This is a genomic window from Rhodovulum sp. P5, assembly GCF_002079305.1.
Lineage (GTDB): Bacteria > Pseudomonadota > Alphaproteobacteria > Rhodobacterales > Rhodobacteraceae > Rhodovulum.
Genome location: NZ_CP015040.1, coordinates 38,515 through 57,425, shown reverse-complemented (window position 1 = coordinate 57,425; position 18,911 = coordinate 38,515). Strand labels below are relative to the sequence as shown.

Here is an 18,911-nt window from a genome sequence, read left to right as displayed (position 1 = left end):
CCCGATTGCCAATTGGCAACAGCGCGGAAAGTGGTTGCCGGACAGGGACTTACCTAGGTCGGGTTGGCCTCGGCATATTTCCGGAAGAAGGCAAGGAAGGCCCGGTCTGGATCGGCGGGCGGTTCCTTTCCGGCGGCCCATGCGCGCCATTCGCCTTCGACGAAATAGATGTCGTATCCCGGAAAACGCAGCCGCGCGGTTTCATAGGTTTCGCTGCGCAGCGCCGCCCCCTGCCGGTCAAGCCATGCGGGCCGGGGGCGCGGGGCGGCGCCCTGCCCCACGATTTCCTCGGCCGTGCCGTCCGCCCGCGCCCGCCGCCCGGTCGAGGCGAATTGCAGCGCACGTTCCGCCTTGCCCGTCGCCTCCCCATCCTTGCGCCACCAGCGCAGTTCCACATGGGTCACGCTGCGCCCGGTCTTGATCGGCACGATCTCGACCATGTAGTCCGACAGCGCCGACACCTCGGCCGCCGCGGGTTCCAGCGCCCGCATCCGCAGGTTCGACCATGAACTGAGCTTGCCCTTGGGCACGCCCAGCACGCCGCGGATCGCCTCTACCGTGAATTTCTCGGACGAGCGCCAGCGCAGGTTCCCGCGCTTTTGCACCATCTCGTACAGCGTCAGGGCGTATTTCGAACTGAGCGCGAACATCACCTCCCGTTGCAGCCGGGCAAAGACGGTGGAGTTGGAGATAATCTTGCGCAGCCGCGGCGGGATTTCATATTCCAGCAGCCCGTCGCCCCGCGTCATTTCAAGGTTGCCCCCCAGAAGCTGCACCCGTTCGACGGCGGGCTTGCCATCCCACACGGCCTCGACCTTGACGATGGCGGCCATCAGACGCTCGATCGATTCACCGACTCGGTCGTTGGAATTGTGCGACCCCCGCAGCGCCGATTTCGAGATGACATGGACAACGGGCTTGTCGATGGCGTCCCACGCATTTTCCAGAAGCTGGTTATAGATCCGCCGGTCGTTCAGCGTCAGTGGCGTGACCTCGATCAGGTCCACCAGCTCGCCCGGTTTCACAAGGCTCTCGCGGCTTGGCCGCGCGTCGACCGTACGGTATTCTCTGGCGGGTTTCGCCATCGGACTGCTCGATTCCGTTACGTCTTTTTCTTACATTTGTAACCCATGCGACGTAAGCGGACAAGCCCGGTGTCGGGGCAGGGGGGACCACCGCCCACCCGATTTGTAAGTCATGGGCCGGGCAGGAGGGAGGGCGGCGAATCATAGGACTCTGGTTTTCAAGGGGAATTTCGGAGGGTTGCGAATCGGCAGGGGGCCTGTCCCGAAACGTAAGAGTTCCCGCACCCGTCCTGTAAGCCCAGCGATCCCGGGATGTAGGGCCAGCAATCCCCGAATGTAGGCGCAGGCACCCGATATGTAGGGCCAGATGGGGCAAGCCCTTGGACTCCGGCACCTTTTCAGGGCCGAACACTTGAATCCCTGAATCAAGAATCCTTTGGGTTTGTCATTTTCGGGGGTTTGGTTCGGGGCAAGATGGCGCCGGAAATCCCTTGCCCAGCCCCAACGCTTACGGTTGGGGTGAATCACACAAGGCATTCAAAGCTCATTTCCGAACCCCGGACCCCCACCCCAAGACGTTCGAAATCTGACACCCGGCACCCAAAGGTTCGGTTTTCCGGCCGAAGTCGCGAAAATTCCGCACTTGAGTGCAAAGCCACTTCGGCGCATGCTTGATCCAAAACAACACGAGGCAGGCATGACGGAGCACACGGATTTTCCCGTCACCCTTGACGAGATCGATGCGCTGGCATCGCGCGCGGATACGGTGATCACCCGGCTTCGCGAACGGGTCTTTGCGCCGGGCCGCGAAAAGCGGCTGGATTTGCGGTTCAACGTCCGCTCCGCCGCCGAGATGGTGGGGCGCACGGAAAAGGCGATCCGCGATGCGGAAAACGACGGCCGTCTGCCGCAACCGGAAAAGGACCCCGATACCGGGCGGCGGCTTGGCTATAGCCTGGCCGAGGTCAACCGCATGCGCGAGGTTTTCGGAACCTTGCCGCGCCGCGGGGACGGGGACCCGGCCACGGTGCTGGCGGTGCAGAACTTCAAGGGCGGCGTGGGCAAGTCGACGGTGGTGATCCACCTGGCGCAATACCTGGCGCTGAAGGGCTATCGCGTCTGCGTCATCGATTGCGACAGCCAGGGGTCGACCACCTCGGTCTTCGGTCTGAACCCCGACGTGGATGTGGATGAAGACGAGGACACGCTTTACCCCTTCTTCCGCCACGGTGGGCCGCAGACCCTGCATTACGCGTTGCGCGCCACCTATTGGCCGGGGATCGCGCTGATCCCGTCCAACCTTGGGCTGTACGATGCGGAATACGAATTCGCCGCGCGGATGATGCGCGAACAGACCTTCGTGCTGGACCGGCTGCGCGACGGCATCGCCACCATCGCCGACCAGTTCGACGTGATCCTGCTGGACCCGCCGCCGGCGCTGGGGATGATTTCCCTGTCGGTGCTGCGGGCGGCCAATGCGCTGATCATCCCGGCGCCGCCGAACAACATCGATTTCGGATCGACCGCGCATTTCCTCAAGATGATGGGCGCGACGTTGAACGAACTGGCCGAACATGGGGGCGCGCGGGGGTATCACTTCGTCAAGATCCTTGCGACCAAGATGAACGACCAGAAGGGCGCGCATCAGGCCATCAAGCGGGTGATGGAGGCGGTGTTCCCGCAAGACATCCTTCAGGCGGTGCTGAAGGATTCCGCGGAAATCGACAACGCGTCGGCCAATTTGATGAGCGTTTACGAACTGACCGGGCCGGCCACCCGCACCGACACGCACAAGCGCTGCCGCGCCTATCTGGATGCGGTGGGCCGCGAGATCGAGACGCTGATCCGCAAGACATGGCCCAGCCATCACGCGGCACTGAGAAAGGAGGGCATCCTGTGAGCAAACGCCATGACGCCATTTTCGACGATGTGCTGAAAGGGATCGAGGCGGACGCCCCCGCCCGGGACAAGGGGCCGGCGCGGTTTCTCAAACGTTCGTCCGCGCTGGCCGAACAGGCCGGGGGCGGGCGGCAGGAAAAGGTGCTGCGACTGGTCGACCCGGCGACCTGCGTGATGTGGGAGGGGCACAACCGCGCCTATGACCTGCTGACCGAGGCCAACTGCCGCGACCTGATCGACGGGATCATCGCCCAGGGCCAGCAGGAATTTCCCGCCGTCGTCCGGCGGCTGCGCCCGGCCCATGAAGGGGAAGGCCCTGAGTTCGAGGTGATCTGCGGGGCCCGGCGGCATTTCGCGATCACCTGGCTTCGCGCCAACCACTATCCCCAGTTCCGCTACCTGATCGAGGAACGGGAGCTGACCGATGAAGAGGCGTTCCGCCTCGCCGATATCGAGAACCGGGACCGCGAAGATATCTCGGATCTCGAACGCGCGCGGGATTATGCCGGCGCGCTGGAGCGGTTCTATGGCGGCCAGCAAAAGCTGATGGCGGAACGGCTGCAGGTATCGCCCGCATGGCTGTCGCGCTATCTGGGCCTTGCGCGGCTGGAACCCGAGCTCGTGGCAGCCTTTGCCTCGATCCGGGAGGTGAAGGAACTGCATGCCCGGCAGCTTAAACCGCTGATGGCCACGGAAGAGGGCCGGGCGGCGATCATCGCCGAAGCCGACCGTCTGGCGCAGGAACAGGCGGCGGCGCGGGCAGGGCAGGGGGCCGCGATCCCCGCGCCGAAGGTCGTTGCACGGCTGAAGGCGGCGGCGCAGCCCCCGAAAGAGCGCAAGGCGGCGGAGCGGGTCTTTCGCCGCGCGCCGGGGGAAAGCGGTGTGCAGATGCGGCGCAAGGGCAACCGAATCCAGCTTGAATTCGACCGCAACCTGTCCGACCGGGCGCTGCGGGCCGCGTTTGAACAGTTTCTGGAAAGCCGGGCGAAAGGCTGATTGCCAATTGGCAATAGTGCGGAAAGTGAAACAATCCCAATGGGTTGCCGAATATTATCCCGCTGTCATGCACCAATAGCGCGTCTTCGCCCAAGGGTTGCGCCAGACGCATGGCGGGCATGGGCGTTCGGGCGTTGTGTGCACGCGCAGAACCCGGCATGAACCACCCAAGGGTTTTATCTCCTCCCTGATAGACCCGTGGTCAAATGGCGCTGGCTGCTCTCCTCCCTAGCCAGCGCCATTCCTTTTTTCAGCACTCAGACATCGTTGCATTTGGCGACCGACCGGGGCGCTGGCGCGATCCGTTCTTCGCCCGCGTCGCCAAGGCGCGCAGGCGCGGGCGAGGATTGCGCCAGCGGCCCCGGCAAACTAAGTTGAGTGGACCAAGTCCGGAGGGCGCGATGAAGACCGTCAACATGCACGAGGCCAAGACGCATCTGTCGCGTCTCATCGAAGGCGCGCTGCAGGGCGAACCCTTCGTGATCGCGCGCGCGGGCAAGCCGCTGGTCAAGGTCACGATGATCGAAGAGGTGCCGCCGCAGCGTACCGGCTTTCTAAAAGGGCAGGTCGACTGCCCCGAGGATTTCGACCGCCTGGGCGAGGATGAGATCGCCGCGCTGTTCGAGGGATCGGACGGAGCCCGGTGAACCTGCTGCTTGATACGCATTACCTGCTGTGGGTGGCGGGGCGCGATTCCGTGCCGAACCCCGCGGCCGACGCGCTGATCAAGGACCCGGCCAATTCGCTGTGGTTCAGCGTGGCGAGCCTGTGGGAGGTGGCGATCAAGCGTGCCCTCGACCGGCCCGATTTTCGGACCGATCCCGGAACGCTGCGCGCGGGACTGATCGCCAGCGGGTATCGTGAACTGCCGGTGGAGGGACGGCATGTTCTGGGCCTTGCCACGTTGCCGGCCCTGCATCGCGACCCGTTCGACCGGATGCTGGTTGCGCAGGCCGCGGCCGAGGGGATGCGTCTGCTGACAGCCGACACGCGGCTTGCCGCCTATGGCGGGCCGGTTCTGGCTCTGTGAACTGCGGTTGCCCGCCATTCTCAGGGACGCAGCCGAACTCAATGCGTTCTGACCCTCAGGCCCAGTTTTCGTCGATGCAGCGATCCATGGGGATTGGATTCTGAAGGCCGCGCCTGCGGGCACTATGCCGCCCTGCGCCGCAGCGTCGCACCCCGTGGCTGTGGACTGCACGCTTAAGGCGCATTAGCGATGCCGGTTCAAATCGGGAGGATTCAGCAATGTTCGACACCAGCCTCACTTCGGGGATGCTGACCGATGCCTATGACCTTCGGCCCTCTGCCGAAGCGTTCGAGGCCACGCGCGACCGTTATGCCCGTGTGGCCCATGTCATCCCGCCGGAAGACTGGGCGCGTCATGCCCCCTATATCGTGGCGATTGACCGGCTGAAGGTCGAAAGGAACGCGGTGATCCTGGGCCACAGCTATATGCCGCCCGAAATCTATCATGGCGTTTCCGATATTGTTGGCGACAGTCTGCAACTGGCGCTGGCGGCAACGTGCACCGAGGCTGAGGTGATCGTGCAGGCCGGGGTGCATTTCATGGCCGAAACCTCCAAGGTTCTGAACCCCGACAAGACGGTGCTGATCCCCGATGCGACGGCCGGCTGCTCTCTGGCCGAGGCGGCCAGCCTTGACGAGATTGCGGCGCTGCGCGCGGCGCATCCCGGCGCGGCGGTGGTGTGCTATGTCAACACCCCCGCGGCGATCAAGGCGGCGTCGGATGTGTGCTGTACCTCGGCCAACGCGCTGCAGGTGGTCGAGGCGATGCCGGGCGACACCGTCATCATGACGCCCGACCGCTATCTTGCCGCCAATATCGCCCGGCAGAGCTCCAAGCGGGTCATCCCGGCCGGTGGGTCGTGCGAGGTGCATGAACGCTTTACCCCAGAAGAGTTGCGCGCATGGCGTGCCGCCAACCCCGGCGCGACGCTGATTGCCCATCCCGAATGCCCGCCCGAAGTGGTGGACGAGGCCGATTTCGCGGGCTCGACCGCCGCGATGATCGACTGGTTGCGCAGCCGCCGGCCCGACAGCGCGCTTTTGATCACCGAATGCTCGATGGCGGCAAATGTGGCGGCAGAGCTGCCCGAGGTGGCCCTGACCAAGCCCTGCAACCTGTGCCCCCACATGCAGAAGATCACGCTGGAAAAGATCCTCGCCTGCCTGCATGACCTGCGCGGCGAAGTGACGGTTGCGCCCGAACTGGTCGCGCCGGCCCGCCGCGCCGTCGAACGAATGATCGACATCGGCAAGGCGAAATGACCGCGGCGGTCGAAACGCCCCGCGTGGTGATCGTGGGGGCGGGGATTGCCGCGCTTTCGGCCGCACTGGCGCTTGCGCCGCGCCCGGTTCTGGTGCTGTCCCCGGCACCGCTGGGGGAAGGCTGCAGTTCGGCCTGGGCACAGGGCGGGATCGCCGCTGCGATGGCCGCCGATGACAGCCCCGAAGCCCATGCCGCGGATACGGTTCGGGCCGGGGCCGGCACGGTCGATCCCGAGGTGGCGCACCGGATCACCGCCAGCGCCCGCGCGCGGATCGAGGATCTGGGCCGGCTGGGCATCCCCTTCGACCGGGATGGGAGCGGGGCGTATCTGCTGGGGCTGGAAGCGGCCCACAGCACGGCGCGGATCGTCAAGGTCAAGGGCGATCAGTCCGGGCGTGAAGTCATGGCAGGGCTGGTTGCGGCCGTGCGCGCCGCGCCCTCGGTACAGGTGGTGGAAGGCGTTCGCGTCCTCCGCCTGCACAAGGTCGGCGGCCGTGTGGCCGGTGTCTGGGTCAACCGTGCCGAAGACGCCCCGGTGCAGCCCGTTCTGATCGCCTGTCCTGCGGTTCTGCTGGCCGGCGGCGGGGCGGCGGGTCTTTTCGCGGTCACGACCAACCCGCCCGCGATCCGGGGCGAGGCATTGGGCATGGCTGCCCGTGCCGGTGCCGTGGTCGCCGATGCGGAATTCGTGCAGTTCCATCCGACCGCACTCGATATCGGCGGAGAATATGCGCCGTTGGCGACCGAGGCCCTGCGCGGCGCCGGGGCAACCCTGATCGACCGGGCCGGCCGCCGGTTCATGCGTGACGCGCATCCCGATGCCGAGCTTGCCCCGCGCGACGTGGTGGCCCGTGCGGTCTTTGCCCAGGTCCAGGCGGGCAACCGCCCGCTGCTGGACACGCGCAGCGCTCTGGGCGCCCGCATCCGCGATGACTTTCCCGCCGTTTATGCGGGCTGTCACAGGGCAGGGGTCGACCCGGTGACCCAGCCGATCCCGGTTGCCCCGGCGGCGCATTACCATATGGGCGGGGTGGCCACGGATTTGCGCGGGCGCTGCTCGCTTCCCGGCCTGTGGGTCTGTGGCGAGGCCGCGGCCACGGGGTTGCACGGGGCGAACCGTCTGGCGTCGAACGGGTTGCTGGAGGCGCTGGCGATGGGCCGCGCCGCCGCGGCCGATCTGGCGGCAGAGCTTGGGGCGTGCATGGCCGCCGACGCGCCGCAGATTGCCCTGCATTGGCAGGCCGGCGGCCCGCCGGCGCCGGACCCCGAAACCGTGCAGGCCCTGCGCCGGGTGATGACCGACCATGTCGGCGTTCTTCGCGAGGCCGGGGGCTTTGCCATGCGCTGGCGCAGATTGCCCGCCTTGCGGCGCAGCATCCCGATTGCGACCGGATGCAGAACATGGCGGCGGCCGCAACCCTGATCACCGTGGCGGCGCTTCGGCGCGAAGAGTCCCGCGGCGGGCATTTCCGCCGCGATTTCCCCGAAACGGATCCGAAACAGGCCCTGCGCAGACAGCTGACCCTTGCCGAGGCCCGCGCCTGGCCCTCGCCATGCCCGAGGAGTGTCGCATGATCCCGCCCCTGCCCGATCTGGTTCTGGAACCCCTTGTGCGCGCCGCGCTGCTGGAAGATCTCGGCCGGCAGGGCGATGTGACCAGCCGCGCCGTCATTCCCGCCGCGGCCACCTGTGCGGTGCATCTGCGTGCCCGCACGCCCGGCCGCGTGTCGGGCTTGCGCATCGCGGCGCTGGCCTTTCGCCTGATCGATCCCGGCCTGAAGATCGGGATAACGGGGGCCGACGGGGCGGATTGCGCCGCGGGCGAGACATTGATGACCATTTCCGGCGATACCGCGGCGATCCTAGCGGCAGAGCGGGTGGCGCTGAACTTTGCCGGGCGGCTTTCGGGCATTGCCACGATGACGGCGGGTTTCGTGGCCGAGACCAAGGGCACGCAAACGCGTATCACCTGTTCGCGCAAGACCACGCCGGGCCTGCGAACGGTCGAAAAGCAGGCGGTGCTGCATGGCGGGGGCGCGAACCACCGGTTCGATCTGTCCGACGCGATCCTGATCAAGGACAACCACATCGCCGCGGGCGGCGGTCTGGAGCGCGTGCTGCCCGCCGCCCGCGCCGCGGCGTCCCACATGATGAAGATCGAGGTGGAGGTCGATACGCTCGACCAACTGGACACCGTCTTGCGGCTGGGCGGGGCCGATGTGGTGTTGCTGGACAACATGTCGACGGAACAGTTGGCCGAGGCGGTGAAGCGCGTGAACGGGCGGATGGTCACCGAAGCTTCCGGCAACATGCGGCTGGCGCGGATCGCCGAAGTCGCCGCGACGGGGGTGGATTATATCTCGGCCGGCGCGCTGACCCATTCGGCCCCGGTGCTGGATCTCGGCCTCGACATCGACGGCTGAGCGGGGAAGGGGGCCTTCACCCGAACGGAGGCGCCAAGGCGGCCGCTTCTGTCAGTCGGCCTTGCAGAGCCAGTCGACAAACGTTTCCGCATCCGCGTTTCGCCCCGCCGGCCGTAGCGCGACATAGGACATGCCCGACGGCACGAAACCGAATGGGGCTACAAGCCGCCCCGCGGTCAGGTCATCGCGGACCAGGATGTCGGGTGCGATCTGGATTTGCTTCGGAAGAGGGCCGGGTTCACGGCCGGTGGCGGTGGACCTCGGCGGCGCTCATCGCCATCGGGGTCGTGATCATGAAGGCGTAAGCAGGCCCGACGCCAATCCGTGGCATGCCAGCGGCCCTGTTGGAACGCGAAGAACAATTTCCCGGACTGCCGGGGCTTTCCGGGCCGTTGTCCGACCGCTGCTGATCGTTGTAGAGCGCTTTGCGCTGCGCGGCTGCCGAAGACGAACCCCGGACCGGCCTGAAATCCTCGCATCCCGCTCGCAAATTGGGCAAATGTGCCGATTTTGTGGTTTGTGCTGCCGCAGATGAGAAATCTTTGGGGCCGCAGCTTCAGTCAGGCGGGCGAGCCTGTATGGTGAGGACGAGAACTTCGAGGAGATCGCCCAGGCGAAGTTGCCGAAAGGCACGCGCGGCGGACTCCTCGACAGCGGCCTCGTGATTTCAGGTGGAGAGCCCCCGGGCCCGCCGGTCGTATCACACTCGGCGCGTCAGGCGCCTTTGCGGTCGCATTGATCATGGCAGGCCTCGGGGAGGCCGGAAAATCAGGAAATCGCGCGCGGCGCGAAACCGGAAGGCATGAGCTAAATGGCGTTAGTGGTTGAAACAGCCCCTGAACCCGTCAACCTGAAGGGTGCGGCGGCGCGCCCGGCCCCGCAGGCGGATGCGCGCCATGTCCTGCATCCATGGGCCGATCTCAGCAGTCTGGGGGACCAGCACGCACTGGTGATCAGTTCGGCCAAGGGTGTGCGGGTCAAAGACAGCGACGGCAAAACTTACCTTGATGCCATTGGCGGCATGTGGTGCATGACACTGGGCTACGGGCGCGAGGAACTGGCCGAGGCGATGGCCGACCAGGCCCGGCAGATGGCCTATTACACGCCCTTCGGGGATGTCTCCAGCGAACCGGCGGCACGGCTGGCCGAACGTCTTGCCACGCTTGCGCCGGGCGATCTGAACCGGGTGCATTTCACCACCTGCGGGTCCACGGCGGTGGAGTCGGCCATCCGGATTGCCCATTATCATTTCGCGGCCCTCGGGCAGCCTGAAAAACGGCATGTGCTGTCCCGCATCAATGCCTATCACGGCGGCACCTATCTGACGCAGTCGCTGTCCGGCAAATCGGCCGACCGGACGCTGTTTCAGTATGAAAGCGATTTCGTTCACCACCTGTCGAGCCCGGGCTACGACCCGGACCGGTCGCCCCTGTCCGCGCCCGAAAAGCTGGGTGCGTTGCTCGACGAGATGGAGGCCGAGATCGCCCGGATCGGGGCCGAGAACATCGCCTGTTTCATCGCCGAACCGATCCTTGCCTCGGGGGGCGTGCTGACCCCGCCCGAAGGTTATCAGAAGGCGACCTTCGATCTCTGCCGCAAGCATGGCATTCTGTATATTTCCGACGAGGTCGTGACGGGCTTTGGCCGGCTTGGCCATTTCTTCGCGTCGGACGTGCGCTTCGGGATTCAACCCGACATGCTGATCACCGCCAAGGGGCTGACCTCGGGCTATCAGCCGCTTGGCGCGGTGCTGATTTCCGACCGGATCGCGGCGTCGATGGCCGAGTCTGCGCCCGCCGACAAACCGGTCTTTTCCAACGGGTTCACCTATTCGGGCCATCCCGTCGCCTGTGCCGTGGCACTGGCCAATATCGAGATCATGGAACAGGAGGACATCTGTGGCCATGTGCGCGATGTCGGCCCCTATTTCATCGACCGTCTGCGCGCCTTGCGCGGCTCCGACATCGTCTACACCGTGCGCGGCGATCACCTGATGGCCTGTGTCGAATGCTGGACGGGCGCAGAGCCGGGGCCGAATGCCGCCAACATGGCGCTGGCCGCGCGCGTCGATGCCTATTGCCAGGAGGCGGGGCTCTTGGTCCGGCCCTATGAAAACCTGTGCATCCTGTCGCCGCCGCTGATCATCGACCGGGCGGATATCGATCGCATCGTCAGCATTCTCGGCGATGCGCTGAGCCGGGCCGAAGCCGACCTGAAGGCCGGAAAGGTCTAGCCCGCGCGCGGACCCCCGAAGACGACCGAACGGCGGCACGGGCCGCACCACACGCAAAGGAGACGCGATATGAGCCAACCGACAAGCTTCATCGATTGCCGCGGGCTGTCTGCACCCCTGACTGTGCTGCGGATCAAACAGGCGGTTGTGGGCCGGCGCGATTGCGGCCTGCCGCTTGACGTGCTCGTCGACGGCGCCTGCTGCGAGCCCGATCGCATCTCGGCCAGCCTGACGGGCGAGAGCACGGATGTCAGGCTGCTCTATTCGGCAGACACGTCCGGCGTGGCGGTGCCGAAAGCGCAGGCCGGGGCAGCCGCCGAAATCCGGCATGTCTGAGGCCGGTGTTGCGGCGCCGACGCTCGGCAGGAAACCGGATACGACAGATCCCGGGAAGACGGCCCCCTGGTGGCAGCGGGACGACCTGACCTTTCGGCGCGGCCGCCTTCACCTTGGCACCGCCGATCTGGATGCGCTGGCCAGAAAGGTCGGCACGCCCGCCTATGTGGTTCGCGCCCCGCGGGTGGCAGAAAAGCTGCGCCAGTTGCACAGGGCGCTTGACGGGGCCGGGCTGGATCACCGCATCCATTACGCGATCAAGGCGAACCGGACGCCGCAATTGCTGTCATACCTTGCCGGCCGGGGACTGTGCGGGGCAGATGTCTGTTCGCCCGAGGAATTGCTGCACGCGCTGGCCTGCGGATTCCGGGAAGAGGACATTTCGTTCACCGGCACGTCGCTTAGCCCCGCCGATATCGAGGCTTTGGCACGTTTCGACGGGATCGCCATCAACTTCGACTCGCTCGCCGCGCTGGAGCGGTACGGGCGCCTTTGCCCCGGCCGCAAGGTCGGAATACGGATCAACCCCGACCGGGGCATCGGCTATGGCGACAGCGAGATGCTGCAATATAGCGGGGCCAATGCCACGAAATTCGGCATCTATCTTGACCGGTTGTCCGAGGCTATCGAGATCGCCGAAAAGCACGGGCTGGAGATCGCACGCATCCATTTCCATGCCGGCTGCGGCTATCTCGACCGGGAGATGGAGCAGTTCGCCGCCGTTCTGACGGCCAGCCGCGCCTTCACCGACCGGCTGCCGCACCTGACCGAGGTGAATATCGGCGGCGGGCTGGGCGTGCCGCACCGCGCCGGGGACCGCCCGCTTGACCTGACCCGCTGGGCCTCTGTCATCGCCGCGGCCTTTGGTGGGCGAAAGCTGACCGTTGCCGTCGAGCCGGGCGATTTCCTGGTCAAGGATGCTGGCGTGCTGCTGGCCAGCGTCACCTACCGCGAACGCCGGAAAGAGGTCGAGTTTCTCGGGCTCGACGCGGGGTTCAACCTGGCGATGGAGCCGGCCTTTTACGACCTGCCCTGCGAGCCGGTGCCGGCGGTGCCGCGCGATGCGCCGCCAGCGCGCTTTACCATCGTCGGCAACGTGAACGAGGCGCTGGACAAATGGGCCGAAGACCACCCGATGCCCGCCCCGGACGACGGCGACGTGATCGCCCTGATCAATGCCGGCGGCTATGCGGCCTCGATGCGGTCCGATCACTGTTTGCGCGCGCGGCGCGAACCGTCCTGCTGCTTGACTGACGATGGCGGCGCCGCTCCCGGCGCTGTCTTGCCCCCCTGCCACGGAAGACCCATGACCAATCCAGATGCGACCGACACCCTTTCCCGCGAGACGGAAACCGGCGTGACCCCGCACTCGCCAGATTTCGCCTTCGACCCGAGCGATCCGTGGACACAGACCTTCCAGATGGCGCTTGAAAAGGCAGAGTTGTCGGGCAAGCGTGTCTACGAGGTCGGGATCGGCACCGGGGTGAACGCGGCCTTTCTGTTGCAGATGTGTGGGGCTGCGCGCGTCTCGGGCAGCGATCTTGACCCGCGTATGGCCGATCTGGCCGAGCGCAATGTGCGCAGTCTTGCCCCCGCGCAGGCGCACCGGTTCCACCCGATCAACGGGCCGTCAGCCTGATCGATACGCCGGACGCGCTGGCCGAGGTCGAGCAGGCCGATGCGGTGATCGGGTGCCTGCCGCAGGTGGCCTGCCCGGGCGATGAAAGGTTCGATGCCTTCCGACGCTCCAGCCGCACGAAACTGGGCGACGGCGCGGAGGAGCGCGACGACGACCACATCGCGCATTATTATCCGTGGACCGATTTCGACGACTTCCCGTTCAACGCCGTGGGCCTTGGGCTGAACGAGGCGCTGTTGCGGCGCCTGCGCTCCTGCGCGCCCGGGGCCGAGGTGATCCTGAATTTCGGCGCCCGGGTCGGTGTGCCGGTGCTGTTCGACCTGTTCGAGGCCAACGGATACAAGCCCGAGAAACTGCAAGCGCAGATCGTCCGGCAACATGCCGGAACCGACATTTCCTTCTTCGTGGCGCTGGAGCGGTCCCTTGGCGGGACCGGGTTCGACAAGGATTTCACCTGTGCCTTCTATTCCGATGCGGGCGGCACCTGCCATATCTCGGCGACCGAAGCGCAAGCGATGATCGATGCAGACAGCGAGGCCGCGATCTTCCACGAAGTCTGCACGATCCGTGGATGCCCGATCTAGACAGGGGCCTGTCTGCAAACGAGATTTCAAAAACAGATCGACCCTCGGCACAGCGTGCCGAGCGGGGCGCAAGACACGAGGGAGGGGCGATGAACGCCGACCGCTTTTACATTGACGGTGCGTGGGTCGAACCGATGGGCCGTGACACCATGCCGATCACGGACCCGGCCGAGGACAGCGAAATCGGCACCGTCACCCTTGGAACCGCGGGGATGTCGATCGCGCGGTAGAGGCCGCCACGCGCGCCTTCGAGGCGTTCGGGTTCTGGAGCAAGGCCGACCGGCTTGCCCTGCTGCGCCGCATCCGCGAGTTGACCGCGGCGCGCAAGGAAGACTTGGCCCAGGCGATGACGCGCGAAATGGGCGCGCCGATCACCATGTCGCGCGACATGCAGGCCGAGGCGGGCATCGGCCATGCGGACGGCTTTATCGAGGCACTGGAAGCGCAGGAAGAGCGTTGGCAGTTGCCCAATGGCGACACGCTGACACGCGAACCGATCGGTCCGGCGGGTCTGATCACGCCGTGGAACTGGCCGGTCAACCAGATCGCGCTGAAGGTGCTGCCGGCCCTTGCCACGGGCTGCCCGGCCGTCTTGAAACCGTCGGAATACACGCCGCTGTCAGCCCTGATATATGCCGAAATCCTGCACGAGGCGGGCGTGCCCCCCGGCGCCTTCGCCCTGATCTTCGGCACGGGGCCGGAGGTGGGCGATGCGCTGGCGCGGCACCCGGCACTCGCCATGGTTTCGTTCACCGGATCGACCCGCGCCGGGATATCGGTCACGAAGTCGGCCGCCGACACGGTCAAGCGCGTGACGCTGGAACTGGGCGGCAAGTCGCCCAACCTTGTCTTTGCCGATTGTGGCGCCGACCTGGAGGACAGGGTGCGCTATGCCGTGGCCGAATGTTTCCTCAACACCGGCCAGTCCTGCGATGCACCGACCCGGCTGATCGTCGAGCGCGCCTGCTATGACGAGGTGGTCGAGATCGCGCAAAGCGCCGCCGAGGCGACGACGGTCGGCGACCCCAAACAGGAGGGCGACCATCTGGGCCCGCTTTACGACCGGATCCAGTGGGACCGCGTGCAGGCGCTGATCGAGGCCGGCATGGCCGAGGGCGCGCGCCTGGTGGCTGGCGGGCCGGGCCGTCCGCCCGACTGCGCGCGCGGCTGGTATGCCCGGCCCACGGTCTTTGCCGATGTCACCAACGACATGACCATCGCCCGGCAGGAAATTTTCGGCCCGGTCCTTTCGATCCTGCCCGCCGAGGATGAGGCCGACGCGATCCGCATTGCCAACGCGACCGACTACGGTCTTGCCGCCTATATCCAGACCGGCGACCCCGACCGGGCAGAGCGCGTGGCCCGACGCCTGCGCGCGGGCGCGGTGCATGTGAATGGGGGCGGCCTGGGATGGGGCACGCCCTTCGGCGGCTACAAGGCGTCCGGCAACGGTCGCGAAGGCGGGTTGCCGGGGATCGAGGACTATCAGGAGATCAAGAGCCTGCATTTCGGCGGAAGCTGACAGGCCCAATTCCCTTAGCGCATCGGATATTCGCAGGCGGTCCGTGACCAAGCCGCTTGGCGATCCTTGCCCAGATGTCCCTTGGCATGGGCCATGCCGATGTCCGCCGAGCAGATGGAGAGGGTCGCCACCCTGGGCAGTGCGCGCCATCGCACATCTGCTGCCGAATCTTCGCCGATATGAATCTCTCCGCAACGGCCCCATCTTGAGGTCGAGACAGACACAGGAGGGTTCAATGACGTTCAGACCGGTCGCCGCCACCAGCACGGCCCGGCCCACGCTGGAAGGTGCGGGTGTTCATCTGCAACGGGTGTTCGGGTTCGACGATCCGTCGCTGACCGACCCGTTCCTGATGATGGACGATTTCCGGAACGACGATCCCAGCCTTTATTCCAAGGGCTTCCCCTGGCATCCCCATCGCGGGATCGAGACCATCACCTATGTGCTCGACGGAACTGTGGAACACGCGGATTCGCTGGGTAATCGCGGTGTGCTGGGCCCCGGCGGGGTTCAGTGGATGACCGCCGGGTCGGGGATCGTGCATCAGGAAATGCCGTCCGGGAATGCCAAGGGGCAGATGCACGGGTTCCAGCTTTGGGCGAACCTGCCCGCCGCGCTCAAGATGACGAACCCGCGCTATCAGGACATCACCGCCAACGACATTCCGGTCGAGGGCGACGATGACGGCACGGTGGTCAAGGTGATCATCGGGTCGTTCTGGGGCAAGACCGGCCCGGTGGACGGGATCGCCGCCAATCCGATGCTGCTTGATATTTCGGTGCCCGCCGGGCGGCGCAAGGTTCTGCCGGTGGACACGCGGGCCAATGCGCTGGCCTATGTCTTCGCGGGGTCGGGCACCTTCCGCGATGCAAGCGATCCGGTGGGCATCATGGTCGAGAAGGAGTATCGCGGGGCCGAACTGAAACTCCGCGACCTGACCGGGAACCGCACGCTGGTCCGGTTTGGCGCGGGCGATGAAATCACGGTTCAGGCCGGGGATGAGGGGATCCGGTTTCTGCTGATGACCGGCCGGCCGATCAAGGAACCCGTGGCCTGGCATGGCCCCATCGTGATGAACACGCGCGCCGAACTGAAGAAGGCGTTCGAGGAGCTTAACAACGGCACGTTCATCAAGCAGGCCTGAGGGCGCCTTTTGCGGCCGGCGGTGGGGCGCGGTCTCGCGCCGCACGTTTTTTTCCGGTGTCCCGGGGCGGGGATGCTTGAAACGCGCCTGAAATATGACCAGACTATAGCCAAGTCAGAAAAGGGTCGCCCCATGCAGGCCTCCGTGCACGAAGCCAAGACCAACCTGTCGAAGCTGCTTGAAGCGGTGGCGCGGGGCGAGCGGGTGGTGATCACCCGGCATGGGCGCCCGGCGGCAGAGCTTGTGCCCGTGCGCGCGTCAGCCGTGCGGATCGGCAGCCTGAAGGGAGAGGTCGCCCCGCCGCCCGAGGCCTTCCTCGCGCCGCTGTCAGAGGATGAGTTGCGCGACTGGGGCGCGCTTTGACGGCGCTGCTGCTTGACACCAACGCCTTTGCCATGGTCCTGACCGACGATCCCCGCCTGCCGGGGACGGCCCGCGACCGCATCGGGGCAAGCATGCGGGCGGCGGTCAGCGTCATGTCTTTCTACGAAATCGGCCAGAAGGTGCGGCTGGGCAAATGGCCCGAAATGGCGCCCCATGCATTGGGGCTTGTGGATCGTGCGCTTGCCGACGGGTTCGACCTGATCCCGCTGTCGCCCGCCGCGGCGCTGGAGGCTGCGCTGCTGGACTGGGATCACCGCGACCCGTTCGACCGGATGATCGCCGTTGTGGCGCGGCAGGAGGGGTTGGCGCTCGTCTCTGCCGACGCCGCGTTCGACGTGCTGGGGTTGGCGCGGGTTTGGGGCTGAACCGGGTGAAGAGCATACCAAACGGCGCGAAACAGGGGCGTGGCCGCTGCGTTTCCTGAAGATTCCGAATTCGCAAATGGGGGCGGACCAGCCCCGGTGCCTGTGCCGTGCGGCGTGGATGGCCGGGTTTCCGGGGCAGGCGGGGTTCGGGCGCGGATGACCCTGTGCCGCGATGCGGCGGCCCGTGCGCCTGTCATTCCGTGATACCGGCAAAGCAGAACAAAAATGCCTTTATGGCCGCCATTGGTCGGTACGTCATTCCTTTGTGGTTCGTCATATAGCATCATATAGGAACAATATTCTATACTGACCCCAGGCATCACCACCATGCAGGGGTCAAGGATATGCGCCACTTTCCGATCTATCTGGATCTCGCCGGCCGGACGGTTGTCGTCTCTGGCGCGGGGGAATGCGCGGTCGCGAAGCTGCGCCTGCTGTTGAAGACGCAGGCCGATATCCTTGTCTGCGGAACGGCCCCGGACCCGACTGTCGTGGGTTGGGCAGCGGCGGGGCGCCTGCGCCTGTTGCCGAGGAGGGTCGAGGAGCGCGACCTGCCGGGCGCCGCTCTGCTTTATGCGGCGAATGCCGAGGCGGCAGAGGATGCCCGTGCCGCCGAAATGGGCCATCGCGCCGGTGTTCTGACCAATATCGTCGACAACCTTGCCGACAGCCAGTTCATCACCCCCGCCATTGTCGATCGTGACCCCGTGACCATCGCCATCGGGACCGAGGGGGCCGCCCCGGTTCTGGCCCGGGACATCAAGCGGCGGATCGAGGAAATGTTGCCGGCGTCCCTTGGGCGTCTGGCCCGGGTCGCGCAGGGGTTCCGCCCGGCGGTGGATCACCTGCCTGCCGGTGCGGTGCGCCGCCGGTTCTGGGGACGGTTCTTCTTCGGGGCCGGTCCCCGCGCGCTGGCCGAAGGCGGAGAGACCGGGGCGCAGCGCCTGTTGCAGGATCTGCTCGCGCAGGCGGGGGGCGAGACCCCGCAAGGCCATGTCGCCCTGATCGGTGCGGGGCCGGGCGACCCAGAGCTGTTGACGCTGAAGGCGCGGCGCCTGCTGCACGAGGCCGATGTGGTGATCCATGACCGGCTTGTGGGCCCCGGAATCCTGGAGCTTGCGCGGCGGGAGGCGGAGTTCATCGACGTCGGAAAGACCGGTTTCGGCCCGTCCTGGCGGCAGGACGACATCAACGCCCTGATCGTCGAGAGGGCCGGGCAGGGGCTGAAGGTCGCCCGGCTGAAAGGGGGCGATCCGGCGGTCTTCGGACGGGTGGAAGAAGAAATCGACGCCTGCGCGGCGGCGGGCATCGGGTGGGAGGTGGTGCCCGGCATCACCGCGGCCTCGGCCGCGTCGGCCGCGCTTGGCCGGTCGTTGACGCGGCGGGGGCGCAACAAGGATGTGCGCCTGCTGACCGGCCATGACATGGCCGGCTTTGCCGAACAGGACTGGCGCAGCCTGGCCCGGCCCGGTGCGGTGGCCGGCATCTATATGGGCAAGCGCGCGGCGGCCTTTCTGCGCGGGCGCCTGATGATGCATGGCGCGGCGGAGGACACCCCGGTGACGGTGATCGAAAACGCCTCTCGCCCCGACCAGCGGTTGATTGCAACGCGGCTGATCGAGTTGCCCGACGCGCTGGCGGGGGTCGAGGGGCCGGCGGTCTTGATGCTGGGGCTTGCCCCGCGGGATGCCGCCGCGCTAGCGGCCCCGGTTCAGAAGATGAAGGAGGTCCTGTGATGGCGAAACCGACCCGGCCCGAGATCGTGACGGCGAATGACCTGTTGATGGGCGACGCGGTCTACCTGACCGAGAATGGCGGGTGGTCGCGGTGGCATGGCGATGCCCATGTCGCCCGGGACGCGGCCGAGGCGCGGCAGATGCTGCGACAGGCAGAGGCGCAGGCGGCAAAGGTCGTCGGCCCCTATCTGGCCGGGGCGGAGCTGGATGCAGACGGCCGCCCCGTGCCCGTTCATTTCCGCGAGGCGTTCCGCAGCCGCGGCCCGTCCAACTATCCCCACGGCAAACAGGAAGACGGCGCAGCACGCGCCTGACCCGCGAAAAGGATATTG

16 protein-coding genes and 2 pseudogenes are annotated in these 18,911 nt (G+C 66.4%); 17 read left to right on the top strand and 1 reads right to left on the bottom strand.

What is annotated here, in order from left to right:
- Nucleotides 1–53: 53 nt before the first annotated feature.
- Nucleotides 54–1,085, bottom strand: a complete 1,032-nt coding sequence (locus tag RGUI_RS19935; RefSeq protein WP_081536228.1) for a replication initiation protein — start codon at nucleotides 1,083–1,085, stop codon at nucleotides 54–56.
- Between the two features lie 637 nt (nucleotides 1,086–1,722).
- On the opposite strand from RGUI_RS19935, the gene RGUI_RS19930 reads away from it, so the two are divergent.
- The 17 genes and pseudogenes from RGUI_RS19930 (at nucleotide 1,723) to RGUI_RS19850 (ending at nucleotide 18,893) form a co-directional block, all read left to right on the top strand.
- Nucleotides 1,723–2,925: an AAA family ATPase gene (locus RGUI_RS19930; RefSeq protein WP_081536227.1), complete on the top strand. Its 1,203-nt coding sequence runs from the start codon at nucleotides 1,723–1,725 to the stop codon at nucleotides 2,923–2,925.
- Entirely contained in the window at nucleotides 2,922–3,920 is a 999-nt protein-coding gene (locus tag RGUI_RS19925; RefSeq protein ID WP_081536226.1) for a ParB/RepB/Spo0J family partition protein, read from the top strand. Before RGUI_RS19930 ends, RGUI_RS19925 begins: the two co-directional genes overlap by 4 nt.
- 401 nt (nucleotides 3,921–4,321) lie before the next feature.
- Nucleotides 4,322–4,567: a type II toxin-antitoxin system Phd/YefM family antitoxin gene (locus tag RGUI_RS19920; protein ID WP_081536225.1), complete on the top strand. Its 246-nt coding sequence runs from the start codon at nucleotides 4,322–4,324 to the stop codon at nucleotides 4,565–4,567.
- Nucleotides 4,564–4,950 carry a type II toxin-antitoxin system VapC family toxin gene (locus RGUI_RS19915; RefSeq protein ID WP_081536224.1) on the top strand — a complete coding sequence of 129 codons (387 nt, stop codon included), beginning with the start codon at nucleotides 4,564–4,566 and terminating at the stop codon, nucleotides 4,948–4,950. The genes RGUI_RS19920 and RGUI_RS19915 overlap by 4 nt, the downstream gene beginning before the upstream one ends.
- Before the next feature lie 218 nt (nucleotides 4,951–5,168).
- Complete coding sequence (gene nadA, locus RGUI_RS19910) at nucleotides 5,169–6,212, top strand: quinolinate synthase NadA (RefSeq protein WP_081536223.1); 1,044 nt, start codon at nucleotides 5,169–5,171, stop codon at nucleotides 6,210–6,212.
- Nucleotides 6,209–7,788: pseudogene (locus RGUI_RS19905) on the top strand (L-aspartate oxidase). The gene nadA and the pseudogene RGUI_RS19905 overlap by 4 nt, the downstream one beginning before the upstream one ends.
- Complete coding sequence (nadC, locus tag RGUI_RS19900; protein WP_081536222.1) at nucleotides 7,785–8,636, top strand: carboxylating nicotinate-nucleotide diphosphorylase; 852 nt, start codon at nucleotides 7,785–7,787, stop codon at nucleotides 8,634–8,636. The pseudogene RGUI_RS19905 and the gene nadC overlap by 4 nt, the downstream one beginning before the upstream one ends.
- An 811-nt stretch (nucleotides 8,637–9,447) precedes the next feature.
- The gene (locus RGUI_RS19895) at nucleotides 9,448–10,869 is read left to right on the top strand and encodes an aminotransferase (protein ID WP_081536221.1); all 1,422 of its coding nucleotides are present in this window, start codon (nucleotides 9,448–9,450) and stop codon (nucleotides 10,867–10,869) included.
- A gap of 69 nt (nucleotides 10,870–10,938) precedes the next feature.
- On the top strand, nucleotides 10,939–11,205 hold the full coding sequence (locus RGUI_RS19890; protein WP_081536220.1) for a hypothetical protein: 267 nt from the start codon (nucleotides 10,939–10,941) through the stop codon (nucleotides 11,203–11,205).
- Nucleotides 11,198–12,844: a hypothetical protein gene (locus tag RGUI_RS19885; RefSeq protein ID WP_253799348.1), complete on the top strand. Its 1,647-nt coding sequence runs from the start codon at nucleotides 11,198–11,200 to the stop codon at nucleotides 12,842–12,844. Before RGUI_RS19890 ends, RGUI_RS19885 begins: the two co-directional genes overlap by 8 nt.
- 44 nt (nucleotides 12,845–12,888) lie before the next feature.
- A complete protein-coding gene (locus RGUI_RS22270) occupies nucleotides 12,889–13,428 on the top strand; it encodes a hypothetical protein (RefSeq protein WP_253799346.1) in 540 nt (179 codons plus the stop codon).
- Between the two features lie 89 nt (nucleotides 13,429–13,517).
- Nucleotides 13,518–14,950 (top strand): annotated as a pseudogene (locus RGUI_RS19875) (aldehyde dehydrogenase family protein).
- Nucleotides 14,951–15,185: 235 nt separating this feature from the next.
- On the top strand, nucleotides 15,186–16,094 hold the full coding sequence (locus RGUI_RS19870; protein ID WP_081536219.1) for a pirin family protein: 909 nt from the start codon (nucleotides 15,186–15,188) through the stop codon (nucleotides 16,092–16,094).
- A 132-nt stretch (nucleotides 16,095–16,226) separates the two neighbouring features.
- Complete coding sequence (locus tag RGUI_RS19865; RefSeq protein WP_081536218.1) at nucleotides 16,227–16,457, top strand: type II toxin-antitoxin system Phd/YefM family antitoxin; 231 nt, start codon at nucleotides 16,227–16,229, stop codon at nucleotides 16,455–16,457.
- Nucleotides 16,454–16,843, top strand: a complete 390-nt coding sequence (locus RGUI_RS19860; RefSeq protein ID WP_081536217.1) for a type II toxin-antitoxin system VapC family toxin — start codon at nucleotides 16,454–16,456, stop codon at nucleotides 16,841–16,843. Before RGUI_RS19865 ends, RGUI_RS19860 begins: the two co-directional genes overlap by 4 nt.
- Before the next feature lie 344 nt (nucleotides 16,844–17,187).
- Nucleotides 17,188–18,579, top strand: coding sequence for a siroheme synthase CysG (gene cysG, locus RGUI_RS19855; protein WP_081536216.1), 1,392 nt, complete (start codon nucleotides 17,188–17,190; stop codon nucleotides 18,577–18,579).
- Nucleotides 18,579–18,893: a DUF2849 domain-containing protein gene (locus RGUI_RS19850; RefSeq protein WP_081536215.1), complete on the top strand. Its 315-nt coding sequence runs from the start codon at nucleotides 18,579–18,581 to the stop codon at nucleotides 18,891–18,893. The genes cysG and RGUI_RS19850 overlap by 1 nt, the downstream gene beginning before the upstream one ends.
- Nucleotides 18,894–18,911 lie beyond the last annotated feature (18 nt).

Bases quoted from the DNA above. Each gene is read 5' to 3' on its own strand.
- RGUI_RS19865 (WP_081536218.1), top strand. From the start codon at position 16,227: ATGCAGGCCTCCGTGCACGAAGCCAAGACCAACCTGTCGAAGCTGCTT.
- nadC (WP_081536222.1), top strand. From the start codon at position 7,785: ATGATCCCGCCCCTGCCCGATCTGGTTCTGGAACCCCTTGTGCGCGCC.
- RGUI_RS19885 (WP_253799348.1), top strand. From the start codon at position 11,198: ATGTCTGAGGCCGGTGTTGCGGCGCCGACGCTCGGCAGGAAACCGGAT.
- RGUI_RS19895 (WP_081536221.1), top strand. From the start codon at position 9,448: ATGGCGTTAGTGGTTGAAACAGCCCCTGAACCCGTCAACCTGAAGGGT.
- RGUI_RS19920 (WP_081536225.1), top strand. From the start codon at position 4,322: ATGAAGACCGTCAACATGCACGAGGCCAAGACGCATCTGTCGCGTCTC.
- cysG (WP_081536216.1), top strand. From the start codon at position 17,188: ATGCGCCACTTTCCGATCTATCTGGATCTCGCCGGCCGGACGGTTGTC.
- RGUI_RS19890 (WP_081536220.1), top strand. From the start codon at position 10,939: ATGAGCCAACCGACAAGCTTCATCGATTGCCGCGGGCTGTCTGCACCC.
- RGUI_RS19930 (WP_081536227.1), top strand. From the start codon at position 1,723: ATGACGGAGCACACGGATTTTCCCGTCACCCTTGACGAGATCGATGCG.
- RGUI_RS19870 (WP_081536219.1), top strand. From the start codon at position 15,186: ATGACGTTCAGACCGGTCGCCGCCACCAGCACGGCCCGGCCCACGCTG.
- RGUI_RS19935 (WP_081536228.1), bottom strand. From the start codon at position 1,085: ATGGCGAAACCCGCCAGAGAATACCGTACGGTCGACGCGCGGCCAAGC.
- nadA (WP_081536223.1), top strand. From the start codon at position 5,169: ATGTTCGACACCAGCCTCACTTCGGGGATGCTGACCGATGCCTATGAC.
- RGUI_RS19850 (WP_081536215.1), top strand. From the start codon at position 18,579: ATGGCGAAACCGACCCGGCCCGAGATCGTGACGGCGAATGACCTGTTG.